The sequence below is a fragment of the Janthinobacterium sp. GW821-FHT03C10 genome (assembly GCF_059420865.1).
The window spans coordinates 385,281-399,418 of the sequence record NZ_JBWKUN010000001.1 but is presented as its reverse complement, the minus strand read 5'-3'; the positions used below and the strand labels follow the sequence as shown (position 1 = coordinate 399,418).

9 protein-coding genes and 3 tRNA genes are annotated in these 14,138 nt (G+C 59.9%); 2 read left to right on the top strand and 10 right to left on the bottom strand.

Going from position 1 to position 14,138, the window contains the following annotated elements; genetic code table 11:
• Nucleotides 1-167: 167 nt before the first annotated feature.
• From AC07VH_RS01525 to tig, 7 genes are all read right to left on the bottom strand, one after another.
• Nucleotides 168-244 (bottom strand) — tRNA-Asp (locus AC07VH_RS01525).
• Between the two features lie 17 nt (nucleotides 245-261).
• Nucleotides 262-338, bottom strand: a tRNA-Asp gene (locus tag AC07VH_RS01520).
• A 125-nt stretch (nucleotides 339-463) separates the two neighbouring features.
• Nucleotides 464-736 carry an HU family DNA-binding protein gene (locus AC07VH_RS01515; RefSeq protein WP_010398442.1) on the bottom strand — a complete coding sequence of 91 codons (273 nt, stop codon included), beginning with the start codon at nucleotides 734-736 and terminating at the stop codon, nucleotides 464-466.
• 204 nt (nucleotides 737-940) lie between these two features.
• Nucleotides 941-3,352: an endopeptidase La gene (gene lon / locus AC07VH_RS01510; RefSeq protein WP_034751007.1), complete on the bottom strand. Its 2,412-nt coding sequence runs from the start codon at nucleotides 3,350-3,352 to the stop codon at nucleotides 941-943.
• A 276-nt stretch (nucleotides 3,353-3,628) separates the two neighbouring features.
• Nucleotides 3,629-4,897, bottom strand: a complete 1,269-nt coding sequence (gene clpX / locus AC07VH_RS01505; RefSeq protein ID WP_076568804.1) for an ATP-dependent Clp protease ATP-binding subunit ClpX — start codon at nucleotides 4,895-4,897, stop codon at nucleotides 3,629-3,631.
• Between the two features lie 199 nt (nucleotides 4,898-5,096).
• Nucleotides 5,097-5,714: an ATP-dependent Clp endopeptidase proteolytic subunit ClpP gene (gene clpP, locus AC07VH_RS01500; RefSeq protein WP_374106865.1), complete on the bottom strand. Its 618-nt coding sequence runs from the start codon at nucleotides 5,712-5,714 to the stop codon at nucleotides 5,097-5,099.
• An 85-nt stretch (nucleotides 5,715-5,799) separates the two neighbouring features.
• A complete protein-coding gene (tig, locus tag AC07VH_RS01495; RefSeq protein WP_046685568.1) occupies nucleotides 5,800-7,140 on the bottom strand; it encodes a trigger factor in 1,341 nt (446 codons plus the stop codon).
• Between the two features lie 599 nt (nucleotides 7,141-7,739).
• Between tig and AC07VH_RS01490 the strand changes: the two genes are divergently transcribed.
• Nucleotides 7,740-7,922: a hypothetical protein gene (locus AC07VH_RS01490; RefSeq protein WP_230538138.1), complete on the top strand. Its 183-nt coding sequence runs from the start codon at nucleotides 7,740-7,742 to the stop codon at nucleotides 7,920-7,922.
• A gap of 14 nt (nucleotides 7,923-7,936) precedes the next feature.
• The gene (locus AC07VH_RS01485; protein WP_494786522.1) at nucleotides 7,937-9,484 is read left to right on the top strand and encodes a hypothetical protein; all 1,548 of its coding nucleotides are present in this window, start codon (nucleotides 7,937-7,939) and stop codon (nucleotides 9,482-9,484) included.
• 61 nt (nucleotides 9,485-9,545) lie between these two features.
• Here the strand turns inward: AC07VH_RS01485 and AC07VH_RS01480 are convergent.
• From AC07VH_RS01480 to AC07VH_RS01470, 3 genes are all read right to left on the bottom strand, one after another.
• A tRNA-Leu gene (locus tag AC07VH_RS01480) sits at nucleotides 9,546-9,628 on the bottom strand.
• Nucleotides 9,629-9,803: 175 nt separating this feature from the next.
• Nucleotides 9,804-12,902 (bottom strand): efflux RND transporter permease subunit, encoded by a 3,099-nt coding sequence (locus AC07VH_RS01475; RefSeq protein WP_494786521.1) that lies wholly within the window; start codon nucleotides 12,900-12,902, stop codon nucleotides 9,804-9,806.
• Complete coding sequence (locus AC07VH_RS01470; RefSeq protein ID WP_494786520.1) at nucleotides 12,899-14,062, bottom strand: efflux RND transporter periplasmic adaptor subunit; 1,164 nt, start codon at nucleotides 14,060-14,062, stop codon at nucleotides 12,899-12,901. Before AC07VH_RS01470 ends, AC07VH_RS01475 begins: the two co-directional genes overlap by 4 nt.
• Nucleotides 14,063-14,138 lie beyond the last annotated feature (76 nt).

Below are 14,138 nucleotides of genomic sequence, written 5' to 3'. Positions count from 1 at the left end.
CGCCGGCCCCGTGCATTTAACCGGGCGCAGCTTAAAGCGGATTTAAACGCAGGCTTTTTTTATTCAAAACGGCGGGACGGGATTTTAAAAGCAGACGCGCCGGGATAATCTGGCGCTGAAAAAGAAAAACCCGCGCTACTTATTCAGCAGCGCGGGCTTCTATATTCTGGCGGAGCGGACGGGACTCGAACCCGCGACCCCCGACGTGACAGGCCGGTATTCTAACCAACTGAACTACCACTCCTTGAGAGCGTATTTTTTTGGCGGAGCGGACGGGACTCGAACCCGCGACCTCCGACGTGACAGGCCGGCATTCTAACCAACTGAACTACCACTCCGAAAAATACACAGTACTGCTTGCATTTGTATTCAAGGTTGCGATTCGCAGAACTTCAACCTTGAAATCGCGGCACCCGAAGGCGCCGCCAAATGTTTCCGGTGATTGTCACCTCACCGAAGTCCGTTAGTTTACAGCATCCTTCAAAGCTTTACCAGCTTTAAATTTTGGAACTTTTGCTGCTTCGATCGTGATCGCTTCTTTGGTACGCGGATTGCGGCCGGTACGCTCAGCGCGTTCGCTGACCGAGAAAGTGCCAAAACCAACCAGCGTCACGCTGTCGTTGTTTTTCAAAGTTTCCGTCACGCCGCCGATAACAGCGTCGAGTGCGCGCGCAGCGGCGGCTTTGGAAATGTCAGCTTTTTCAGCAATGTGGTCGATCAATTCAGTCTTGTTCACTAGCATCCCCAATTACAAAGGTATAAAACGTTTACCGTATCGTTGCGGCACTTTTGGCACCACAGCTGTCCGGCGAAAAAAATGTGCAGGCGTATTAAACAAGCCACACTGTATATGTGTCAAGCGCTTTGGGGGCGCAATTCACGTTTCAATATAAAACAAGCGCTCTAAAAGCGCTTGTTTGGGGAAAACAGGGGTAAAACGTTAGTGTTTTACTACCTCGCCGGCCGCGTCAGGCTTGGCCGCGGCGGCCGTGACAGCCTCCACCGCAGCGACGTCCGCCAACGCTTCAGGCATGCGTTCGAGGGCGATTTCCAGCACTTTGTCGATCCAGCGCACGGGCACGATCTCCAGTTTGTTCTTGACGTTGTCCGGAATGTCGGCCAGGTCTTTCACATTCTGCTCGGGAATCAGGACCGTCTTGATGCCGCCGCGATGGGCCGCCAGCAGCTTTTCCTTCAGGCCGCCGATCGGCAGCACTTCGCCGCGCAAGGTGATCTCGCCCGTCATCGCCACGTCGGCGCGCACGGGAATGCCCGTGAAGACCGACACCATCGCCACCGTCATGGCCGCGCCAGCCGAAGGACCGTCCTTCGGTGTCGCGCCTTCCGGCACGTGGATATGGATGTCGCTCTTCTCGAACACGTCCGCCTTGATGCCCAGGCGCTGTGCCCGGCTGCGCACCACCGTGCGGGCTGCCTCGATCGACTCTTTCATGACGTCGCCCAGGGTACCCGTGCGGATGATGCCGCCCTTGCCCGGCATCGACACGGCTTCGATGGTCAGCAGATCGCCGCCCACTTCCGTCCATGCCAGACCGACCACCTGGCCCACCTGGTTTTCTTTCTCTGCGACACCGAAATCGTAGCGGCGCACGCCGAGGAACTTGTCCAGGTTCTTCGAGTTGACGATGACTTTCTTGTCGGATTTCTTCAGCAGCAGCATCTTGACCACCTTGCGGCAGATCTTCGACACTTCACGCTCGAGCGAACGCACACCGGCTTCCCGCGTGTAGTAGCGGATGATGTCGCGCAGGGCCGACTCGGCCACCGAGATTTCTTCTTCCTTCAAGCCATTGTTCTTGATCTGCTTCGGCAGCAGGTAGCGCTGCGCGATGCTGGTCTTTTCATCTTCCGTGTAACCGGACAGACGGATCACTTCCATGCGGTCGAGCAAGGCTGGCGGAATGTTGTACGAGTTCGACGTGGCCACGAACATCACGTCGGAGAGGTCGAAATCGACTTCGATGTAATGGTCGGAGAACGTGTGGTTCTGTTCCGGGTCTAACACTTCCAGCAGGGCCGACGATGGATCGCCACGGAAATCGGCGCCCATCTTGTCGACTTCGTCGAGCAGGAACAAAGGATTGCGCACGCCGACTTTCGACAGCGATTGCAATATCTTGCCCGGCATCGAGCCGATGTAGGTGCGGCGGTGCCCGCGGATCTCGGCTTCGTCGCGCACGCCGCCCAGGGCCATGCGCACGAACTTGCGGTTCGTCGCGCGGGCGATGGACTGCCCCAGCGAGGTCTTGCCCACGCCCGGAGGGCCGACGAAGCACAGGATAGGCGCTTTGAGCTTGTCGACGCGCTGTTGCACCGCGAGGTATTCCAGGATGCGTTCCTTGACCTTGTCGAGGCCGTAGTGGTCGCCTTCGAGCACTTTTTCCGCATTCGACAGGTCGTTATTGACCTTGGATTTCTTTTTCCAAGGCAAGTTGACGAGGGTGTCGATATAGTTGCGCACGACGGTGGCTTCTGCCGACATCGGCGACATCAGCTTGAGCTTCTTCAGTTCGTTGGTGGCCTTGTCGAGCGCTTCCTTCGGCATCTTGGCCGAAGCGACTTTTTTCTCCAGCTCGTCGAGGTCGGCGCCATCCTCGCCCTCGCCCAGTTCTTTCTGGATCGCCTTGACTTGCTCGTTCAGGTAGTACTCGCGCTGCGACTTTTCCATCTGGCGCTTGACGCGGCCGCGGATGCGCTTTTCCACCTGCAGGATGTCGAGTTCGCCTTCGAGCTGGCCCAGCAGGTGCTCGAGGCGCTTGGCCACGCTGAAAATTTCCAGGATGACTTGTTTTTGCTCCAGCTTCAGGGGCAGATGCGCGGCCACCGTGTCGGCCAGGCGGCCGGCATCGTCGATGCCCGACAAGGATGCCAGGATTTCCGGCGGGATCTTTTTGTTCAGTTTGACGTACTGGTCGAACTGCTGCACGATCGCGCGGCGCATGGCTTCGACTTCCGACTCGTCGCCCGGCTCGGACTCGAGCGGCGTCAGGTCGGCGATGAAGTGCGTCGGCGCATCGCTGATGTGGTTGATACGGGCACGCTGCGCGCCTTCGACCAGCACCTTGACGGTGCCATCGGGCAGCTTCAGCATTTGCAGAATATTGGCAACGCAGCCAATTTCATAGATATCCGAAGGAGACGGCTCGTCCTTCGCGGCTGCTTTTTGAGCGGCAAGCATGATGCTCTTGCCCTGCTCCATCGCAGCTTCCAGCGCCTTGATCGACTTTGGACGGCCAACGAACAGCGGTATCACCATATGCGGGAAAACGACGACATCCCGCAACGGCAATAACGGCAGTTGAGTTTGCTCAGTTAATTTGGAAGTTGTCATGGCGTACCTTATAGAAAGCGTGTTTACGATGTTGGCGCTCGCTGCCAAAACACAAGACCGGCGAGAATAAATAATTCTGTGAAACAAACATTTTTCTGTCTATTTCGCAAAACACACCCGCATGACGGTAACAAATGCAGTTTTCACAGTAAAAAAGCCACGCGCAGCTAAGCGCCGCGAGTGGCTTTCCGATTGAAGCCTGCACTCATTGATTTAAATTGTACTGCCATGCATTAAGGAATCAAAACCCTTTTTATGCATTTGTCTCGGCAGTAATCAATTTTCTCCGGAGGCCTTGGCAGTCTCTTGATAAATCAACAAAGGTTTGGCGCCGCTGGTGATGGTATTTTCGTCGATGACGACCTTCACCACATTTTGTTCGCTCGGCAGTTCGTACATGACGTCCAGCAAAGCATGTTCCAGGATGGAACGCAGGCCACGGGCACCGGTCTTGCGCGCCAGCGCTTTCCTGGCGATCGCATGCAGGGCGGCCGGACGGATCTCCAGTTCCGCACCTTCCATCTCGAGCAGCTTCGAATACTGCTTGATCAGCGCATTCTTCGGCTCGACGAGGATCTGGATCAGCGCCTCTTCCGTCAATTCCGCCAGGGTGGCGATGACGGGCAGACGGCCGACCAGTTCCGGGATCAGGCCGAACTTGACCAGATCTTCCGGTTCCGCTTGCAACATCAGTTCGCTGGCCGAGCTTTGCGACTTGCTGCGCACGGTGGCCGAGAAGCCGATGCCGCTCTTTTCGGAACGGTTGGCGATCACTTTCGACAGACCGTCGAAGGCGCCGCCGCAGATGAACATGATGTTGGTCGTGTCGATCTGCACGAAATCCTGGTTCGGATGCTTGCGGCCGCCTTGTGGCGGCACGGAAGCCATCGTGCCTTCGATGAGCTTGAGCAAGGCTTGCTGCACGCCCTCGCCCGACACGTCGCGCGTGATGGACGGATTGTCGGACTTGCGCGAAATCTTGTCGATTTCATCGATGTAGACGATGCCGCGCTGGGCTTTCTCGACGTCATAGTTGCAGCTTTGCAGCAGCTTCTGGATGATGTTTTCCACGTCCTCGCCCACGTAACCGGCTTCGGTCAGGGTGGTGGCGTCGGCGATCACGAACGGCACGTTGAGCATGCGCGCCAGGGTCTGTGCCAGCAGGGTCTTGCCCGAGCCGGTAGGACCGACCAGCAAGATGTTGCTCTTGGCCAGTTCGATGTCGTCTTTCTTGCCCAGGTGCTTGAGGCGCTTGTAATGGTTGTATACCGCCACCGACAGGATGCGCTTGGCAGTCTGCTGGCCGATCACGTACTGATCGAGCAAGGCGGCAATTTCTTGCGGCGTCGGCAGGTCGGATTTGGTGCCGGTCACCGTCTCGATGCTCGACGTTTCATCACGGATGATGTCGTTGCACAGGTCGATGCACTCGTCGCAAATGAACACGGACGGGCCGGCGATGAGCTTCTTCACCTCGTGCTGGCTTTTGCCGCAGAACGAGCAATACAGTAATTTTTCGCCGCTAGAGGATTTTTTGTCTGACATAAGGCATTTTGGTTGGAACTGCATTAACAATATTGCAAAATCGCAAGCCGGAGTGCGGTAGTTGCCGGAAAGGCAGCTACCCATGGCGCAAGTCAACAACGTGCACAAGCTCCATGCTACCCGAAATAAAAGCGAAACGCCCGAACGTTTGATCGCCCGGGCGTTTACTTACTTGCTTAGCAATACCGGTAGGGGCTCATCAAGCGCGGCTGGTCAACACTTTGTCGATCAAACCATACTCAACGGCCTCGTCGGCGGACATGAAACGGTCGCGGTCGGTGTCCTTGGCGATCTGTTCGATCGACTGGCCCGTGCGCTCGGCCATGATGCCGTTCAAGCGGGTACGCAGGTAAAGGATTTCCTTCGCCTGGATCTCGATGTCCGACGCCATGCCTTGCGAACCACCGGACGGCTGGTGAATCATGATGCGCGAGTTCGGCAGCGAGAAACGCTTGCCCTTGGCGCCGGCGGCCAGCAGGAAGGCACCCATCGAGGCGGCCATCCCGGTACACAGGGTCGAGACGTCCGGCTTGATGAACTGCATGGTATCGTAGATGGCCATGCCGGCCGAGACCGAACCACCTGGCGAGTTGATGTAGAGCGAGATTTCCTTTTCCGGATTTTCGCTTTCCAGGAACAGCAGCTGGGCGACAACCAGGTTGGCCATCTGGTCATTGACCGGGCCGACCATGAAAATCAAGCGTTCCTTCAGCAGGCGCGAGTAAATATCATACGAGCGCTCGCCGCGACCGCTTTGTTCCACCACCATCGGCACCAGGCCGAGCATCTCTGTGTCCAGCGCCGGATTACGGTTCATACCTGTCATTTCATTTCCTTGTGAAGCAGTTAGGGGATACCGCCCTTACCTTGCGGCAAGAGCAAGCATCCGGATACCAACTGGTTTACGCTTGTGCGTTGCTTCCCATCAGTTCGTCGAAAGCAACTGCTTTCGTCGTGACTTTCGACAGGCCCAACACGTAAGTGACGACGTTTTCTTCCAATACAAGGGCTTCGATCTCACCCAGACGACGACGGTCGCTGTAGTAGTACTTCAGCACTTCGCGTGGATCTTCGTAGCTTTGTGCGAAATCTTCGATCTGCGCCTTGACTTGCTCAGGCGTTGCCTGCAGGTTGTTGTCGCCCACCAGTTGCGACAGGATCAGGCCCAGGCGTACGCGACGCTCGGCTTTTTCCGCGAACAGTTCTGCTGGGAAAGGCACGTCCTTGACGTTCATGCCGCGCTGCGCCATGTCCTGGCGGGTCATTTCAGCCAGGCGCTCGGAATCCTGAGCGATCAGGGTTTTTGGCACTTCCAGCTCAGCAACTTTGATCAGCGCGTCCATGACGGCTTCCTTGTTGCGTGCTTTTACGCGGCCAGCGACTTCACGCTGCAGGTTGACTTTGATGTCTTCGCGCATTTTGGCCAGGTCGCCATCGGCAACGCCCAGCGATTTGGCGAATTCGGCATCGACTTCCGGCAGGTGCGCCCATTCCAGCTTTTGCAGGGTGATGGTGAACGAAGCGGTTTTGCCGGCCACGTCTTTACCGTGGTAGTCCTCAGGGAACGACAATGGGAAAGTCTTGGACTCGCCCACTTTCAGGCCCAGGGTCGCTGCTTCGAATTCCGGCAGCATGCGGCCTTCGCCCAGCACGAAAGCGTAGCCTTCAGCTTTGCCGCCTGGGAATTCAACGCCGTCGATCGAGCCGACGAAGTCGACGGTCACGCGGTCGCCGTTGGCAGCGATAGCCTCACCGCCGTCGCCGTGTTCGCCAGCTTCGCCCTTGGTGTGGAAGTGCACGCGCTGCTTGCGCAGGATGTCGATGGTCTTGTCGATTTCGGCTTCCGACACGTCGGCTTGCACGGTTTCGATTTCAACGGCCGTCAGGTCGCCGATGGCGACTTCCGGATACACTTCGAACGTGGCGTCGAAAGCCAGCTGGCCTTCGGCTGCTTCTTCTTTCGGCACGATGTTCGGGAAACCGGCCACGCGCAGATTGTTTTCGTTGGCGGCGTCGTTGAACGCGCGGCCGACTTTGTCATTCAGCACTTCGGATTCAATTTGGTAGCCGTATTGTGCTGCGACCATTTTCAACGGCACTTTGCCCGGACGGAAGCCCGGTGCCTTAGCCGTACGGGCTTGCACTTTCAGGCGCTTCTCAACTTCCGTGCGGACGTCCGTCAGCGGGAAGGAGATCGTGATACGACGTTCGAGTTTGCCCAAGGTTTCGACTGCAGTTGCCATGTAAAAAATCGTCCAAAAAATAAACACTGTTGGTGCGAGAAAAGAAGACCCGACCCCTTGCGCCATCACTGACGGCAAGACATGGGTCCAGCTTCACTCGCTCGCATATTCATCTGTAAAAGCACTGCAAGCAGGACGATGGACCTGGTCTACCCGGCTGAGGAAAAACCCGCACCAGGCACCAAACAATCCGCCGCTTCCAGTACTGCGACAGGGCTCCGAGCGTCCAGCCTTGCTTCTAAGTAAATGCAGGGCCGGCCATCATTCGGTAAAGCGTGGCATTATAACAAAGGACTTCGGGAAAGTGGCTGGCTTTGCAGCCCGGCCACAGAGGATACCGGCGGCGGCGAACGAATCGCTACAGCCTGGATGGCCCTGTCTTTACTCTTGCCCCGGCATTCTTTATTTCGCCAGAGACAGGCTTTCCAGCCTGCTTCGTTCATTAGTATATGCGAACTGTCGCCCCGTCCGAAACAAAGAAATGCGCTCCTGGCGAAGATTTCGGCCAAAAAACCTTTGATTTACCTCAATTTGGCCATTTTTCAGGCAAACCTAAGCCGCTTCGCCCCTCTCCAAGTGAATTTTAGGGAGAAAACATCATGAGCGATAGCGCACCCGGCGGTTCCAGCAACGCCAAAGCCAAGCTGCAAATGGTCCTCAGCCGCCTGCTTGACGGCGTAACGGATGACGACCTGCAAAAAATCCAGACGGAAGTCGATGAAATGGAGTTGCGCATGAAGGGAGACGGCCACCACGACCACGACCACCCCACCGTCGCCTGACCCGGCGCCCGCCCATGCAGCCCGCGCAGACCTTGCGCGCCGCGCCGCCCGGCGCCGACGTGCTGGGCGCCGTGGAAACGGCGCTGACGACCCACCGTGCCTTTGGCGATAGCGGCTACATCCGCGACCAGCTGGCCGTCGCCTACCGGCGGCGGCTGCACAAGCTGGGCAGCACCCTGCCCGAGGCAGAACGGCTGGCCAGCGGACTCGATGCGGCGGCGCCCGCGCGCCGGCGCCAGCTGCTGGGCGACACGGTGCTGCGCTGCGCCGTCCAGCACGCCATGCGCCAGCTGCACCTCGGCGACGAGTACGGCTTGCCCCTGCCGCAATGCGCAGCCCTGTTCCAGGCGGCCAGCGAGCACTTGCGCGCGGGCCTGCCCGGCGGGCCGCTGGTGGCCCATCTGCCGCCCATGGCGCGCCTGCACGAAGCGCAGGAGCGGCAGGAGCGGCCATCCATCGGCGATGAAACCACCGAAACGGACACCTACATCTGGCATGCCTGGCAGGAAGATACGCCGTATGCGCGCGCCTTTCTTGCCGTGATGGACGATAACTACGGCGCACCGCTGGCCACGCCCACGCCGCAGGAAAGAGCCCTGCTGCGCCGCGGGCTGCGCCTGCTGGAAACCCTGCTGCCGCGGCTGACGGCCAGCGCGCTGTCTCACGTGCAATTGATCGCCCTGTTTCCCAAGCTGGGCACCTGGCGCGGCAAGGCGTCCAGCTCGCAATTTCGCGTCAATGGCAGCGTGTTCCTGAACCAGGAACTGATCGGCAACCCGTGGTGGCTGGCCGAGCACTTGCTGCACGAGTCGCTGCACCAGAAACTGTACGACTTCCGCCACGGCCACAGCCTGCTGGCGCCAGACTATGCGCGCGATGACGGCGCCAAGGTCTGCTCGCTGTGGAATGCGCCCGATGATGACGGCAATCACTACTGGGATGCCCACCGCACCCTGGCCGCCTTCCACGTGTACGTGCATCTGGCGCTGCTCTGTTTGCTGGCGGAACGGCAGGAAGCGGCGCTGGCGCCCCAATACGGCCCCATCGGCCAGCACATGAGCGGCAGTCGGCGCGCCATCGACCGCGCCCGCTACCTGGGCGAACAATTGCACAGCACCACCTGGCCGGAGCTGGGACTGGCCGGGCGGCAGATGACGCACTGGCTGCTGGACGTGCTCGACGCGCTCGACACGCAACGGCGGCCCAGCGGCGCCACCTTGCACCTGCTGCTCGACCTGTACGAGCGCCAGAGCCGCAAGCTCGACACCTATCTCGCGCAACAGCCGCCGCCCCGCAGCGATACGCTGGGATTGCAGGCGGAGCAAGAGGTGGCGATGACGCGGCAGGCGCTGCACATGCTGGACAGGGAGTTGCCGCCATCAACACATGAGCAGGAACAACACTGGCCGCAGGCGCGGCAACGCGTCCTGCAGGCGCTCTGGCCGCTGGCACAGGATGAAACGCTGATGGAAAAAACTGGCTACCCGCAGGCGCAGGCACTGATTGCGCAGATGGTGCAACAGTCGAGCCGGCAACTGGGCGCACTCGGCGCACTGGGCTGAGGGATATTGGTTCAGGGAAAATTTTGATGGTGCTGCACTTCCGGGCTGGAACAACCCGGATTGGTGCGGATGGGGAGACTCGAACTCCCAAGCCGAAGCACTGGCTTCTAAGACCAGCGTGTCTACCAATTCCACCACATCCGCATTTTGTACTACTCTGTACTACTCTGTACTACTTGCCCCTCTGATTTTAACAACTCGGGAGCGATCTGGCTACCGCGGACTTATAGAGCAAGCCCTCGGTAAAGCAAAGGCGGCATTCTACTGGATTTCCCAGAGGAATGCCGCCTTTTTTATGCGGGCACCTTGATGCCGATTTCTAGCCCTCTTTTGCGGTCGCCGCCTCCGGCTTCCTGACCCGGAACCAGGCCGCATACAGGGCCGGCAGGAACAGCAGGGTCAAGGCCGTTGCCAGGATCAGGCCGCCCATGATGGCGACCGCCATCGGGCCCCAGAAGACCGAACGCGACAGCGGGATCATGGCCAGCGCGGCGGCGGCCGCCGTCAGCACGATGGGGCGGCAGCGGCGTACGGCCGAGTCGATGATGGCATCCCATGGGGCGGAGCCATCGCTGATGTCTTGCTCGATCTGGTCGACGAGGATCACCGAGTTGCGGATGATCATGCCGAACAGTGCGATGACACCCAGGTTGGCCACGAAGCCCAGCGGGCGGTGCAGCAGCAGCAAGGCGAAAGCGGCGCCCGCCACGCCCAGCGGCCCCGTCAGGAACACCAGCAGGGAACGCGAGAAACTGTGCAGCTGCAGCATCAGCAAGGTGAAGATGATGAAGATGGCCAGCGGCAAGTTCGCCGCGATCGACGCTTCCGCTTCGCCGCTGTCGGCCGCCACGCCTTTCACCGTGATGCGGTAGCCGTCCGGCAACTTGGCGCGCAAGGCGTCCAGTTGCGGCGCCAGCTGCGTCGACACGGTGGCGCCCTGGATGCCATCGACCACGTCCGACTGCACGGTGATGGCCCATTCGCGCTTGTCGCGCCAGACGACGCCCGGTTCCCACACGAAATGCGCACGGGCCAGCTGCGAAATGGGCACGGACTTGCCCGTTGCCGTCGGGATATTCGTGTCATTCAGCACGGAAATCGTCGCCCGCTCTTCCAGCGGCTGGCGCACCTGGATATCGATCAATTTGTTGTCTTCGCGGAACTGGCCGATGACGGTGCCCGACAGTATCGTATTGGCAGCCTGCATCACCGTTTTCGAGGTGACGCCCAGCGCGCGCATCTTGTCCTGGTCCAGGTCCAGGCGCAGCACTTTCACCGATTCGTTCCAGTTGTCATTGACGCCCAGGGTATTCGGATTGGCGCGCATGATGTCCTTGACCTGGTCGGCGATGGTCCGCACGCCCGCCACTTCCGGCCCCGTGACGCGAAATTGCACGGGATACGGCACGGGCGGCCCGTTCGGCAGCAGTTTGACACGGCCCCGCACTTCCGGAAAATCCTTCTTGAAGACGTCGACGATGTGCTGGCGCAAGCGTTCGCGGTCGGCCAGGCTTTTCGGCAAGACCACCACTTGCGACACATTGGTCTGCGGGAATATCTGATCGAGCGGCAGGTAGAAACGGGGACTACCGGTTCCCACATAGCTGGTCACGCTTTCCACGCCGTCGAGTTTGCCAACAAAAGCCTCGAATTTCTTCACCTGTTTCTCGTTTGCAGCAAACGTCGTGCCTTCGGGCGACCACAGTTCCACCATCAGTTCGGGGCGGCTGGAATCGGGGAAGAATTGCTTTTCGATAAAGTTAAAGCCGTAGATACCGAGCGCAAAGATGGCCAGGGTGGCGGCGATCGTCGTCTTGCGCCATTCCACGCACCAGGTGACGGCGCGGCGGAAGCGGCGGAAGTTCGGCGTATCGAACAATTCATGGTCGTTATGCGCGTGCGGCTTGACCTTCAACAGGACGTAGCCGATGTAGGGCGTGAAGACGACGGCCACCACCCACGAGATGATCAGGGCCAGCGCATTCACGGAGAACAGGGAGAACGTGTATTCGCCGGCGGCCGACTTGGCCAGGCCGATGGGCAAAAAGCCCGCCACCGTGATCAGGGTGCCCGTCAGCATGGGCATGGCCGTCGACATGTAGGCAAACGTGGCCGCGTCGAAGCGGGACATGCCCTCTTCCATCTTGCGCACCATCATCTCGACGGCGATGATGGCGTCGTCGACCAGCAAGCCCAGCGCGATGATCAGGGCGCCCAGCGAAATCTTGTGCAAGTCGATGTCGAGCAGGCGCATGAACAGGAAGGTGACGGCCAGCACCAGCGGGATGGTCAGCGCCACCACCAGGCCCGGACGCACGTCGATGCGCAGCGGCTTCGTGTGCAAGCCCAGCGCGACAAAGCTGACGGCCAGCACGATCAAAATGGCTTCGATCAGGGTATGCACGAATTCGCCCACCGAGGCGGACACGGCTTCCGGCTGGTTCGACACGCGCTGCAATTCTATGCCGACCGGCAATTCGCTCTTCATGCGCGTGACGGTTGCCTGCAGGGCCTTGCCCATGTCGATGATGTTGCCGCCCTTTTCCATCGAGACGCCCAGGCCGATCACTTCCTTGCCGTTGAAGCGCATCTTGTCCTTCGGCGGATCCACGAATTCGCGTTTCACGGCAGCAAAGTCGCCGAGGCGGAAGGTGGTGCCGTTGGCGCGCAGTTCCAGGTTTTCCAGGTCCTTGACGGTGACCATGGCACCCGTCACGCGCACTTGCAAATTATCCGTCGGCGTCACCAGCACGCCCGTGGCGTTGATGCTGTTTTGCTCGGACAATTGCTGCACGATGACATCGAAAGGGATGCCCAGCTGGGCAAATTTCTTGTGCGAAAAGATGATATTGATCTTTTCATCTTGCACGCCAAACAATTCCACTTTCGATACCTGTCCCACGGAAAGTAATTCCTGGCGCACCTTGTCCGCGTAATCCTTCATTTCCGCGTAGGTAAAACCGTCGCCGGACAGGGCGAAGATGGAGCCATACGTGTCGCCGAACTCGTCGTTGAAGAACGGACCCACGACGCCGGACGGCAAGGTGCCCTTGATGTCGCCGATCTTCTTGCGCACCTGGTACCAGGCGGCGGCCGTTTCCTTGGGCGGCGCCGATTCGCGCAGCTCCAGCAGGATCAAGGTTTCGCCCGGCTTCGAGTAGCTGGTGATTTCATTGATGTAGGGTGTTTCCTGCAGCTTCTTTTCCAGCTTGTCCGTCACCTGCTCGGCCATCTGCAAGGCCGTGGCGCCGGGCCAGTAGGCTTGCAGCACCATGGCGCGGAAGGTGAACGGGGGATCTTCATCCTGGCCCAGGCTGGCGTAGCTGAGCATGCCGCCGATCAGCAGCACGGCCATCAGGTAGCGCGTCAGCGGGATGTGTTCGAGGGCCCAGCGCGACAGATTGAAGCCGCCCTTCATTTGGCGGCCCCCACGCTGACGACGGCAGCGGCGGCATCAGGCTTGCCGGCCAGTTCGGCGCCGAGGATGGTCACTTTCTGGCCAGGCTTGAGCAGGTTGACGCCGGCCGTGACCACCGTCTGCCCCGCTTTCACGCCCGAGGTCAGCAGCAATTCATTGCCCGCCACGCCGCCCACCGTCACCGGCACGAGCTTCACGGCGCCGTTTTCCACCACCCACACGGAGCTTTGCGACTTTTCATTGAACAGGGCCGTCAGCGGCACCTTGATCTGCGGCGTGGCCGTTTGCGAGGCGAACTGCACCACGGCCGTCATGCCCAGGCGCACTTGCGGCGCGTCCGGGATGCTGACCTTGGCGAGATAGGTGCGCGTGGCGGCATCGGCCACGGGCGACACTTCGCGTATCTTGCCAGGCAGCGCCTGCTTCGGATCGGCCCACAGGCGCACCACCACATCCTTGACGCCGCGCAAGGTTTCCACCTTGTCTTCGGGAATGCCGATCACGACTTCCTTCTCGCCGCTCCTGGCCACCTGCACCACGGGTGCGCCAGGCGCCACCACCTGCCCCACTTCGGCCTCGATGCGCGTAACGACGCCGTCGACGTCGGCCAGCAAGCTGGCATAGCCGGACTGGTTCGCCTGGCCCCGGTACAGGGCTTGCGCCGCTTCCACGTTCGCCTGCGCCGCCTTGTACGCGGCATCCTTGCCATCGAGCACGGCCTGGCTGACGAAATTTTTCTCGCGCAAGTCCTGGTAGCGCTTCAATTCCGCGCGCGCCAGGTCGCGGCTCGTTTCCGCGCTGACCAGCGACGCCTTGGCCTGCGCCTGCGACAGCTGCAAATCGACCGGATCGAGCTGCATCAGCACTTGCCCCTTCTTGACGGTGGCGCCCACGTCGACCTTGCGCGCGACGATCTTGCCGCCCACGCGGAAACCCAGCTGCGAGACGACGCGGGGCACGACCTCGCCCGCCAGCTCGGCACTGACGTCGACATTACTGCTAGACAACACCATCGCGCGCACGGGACGCACGTCTTCCACTTTGGCGACAGGCTTGGAACAAGCCGCCAGGGTCAGCGCCAGGGCGGCGGCGGCGATCAGCCGCAGGGCGGGAAGAGCGGATGCGCCGGTCTCGCGGCGCAGGGTTTTCAGGGCAAACAAGGTATTTTCCTTTACTATGCGGGCTGTAATATTTTTATGCGGAGAAACTTTTTGCTTGCCCTTTGGGCCAAGCCAA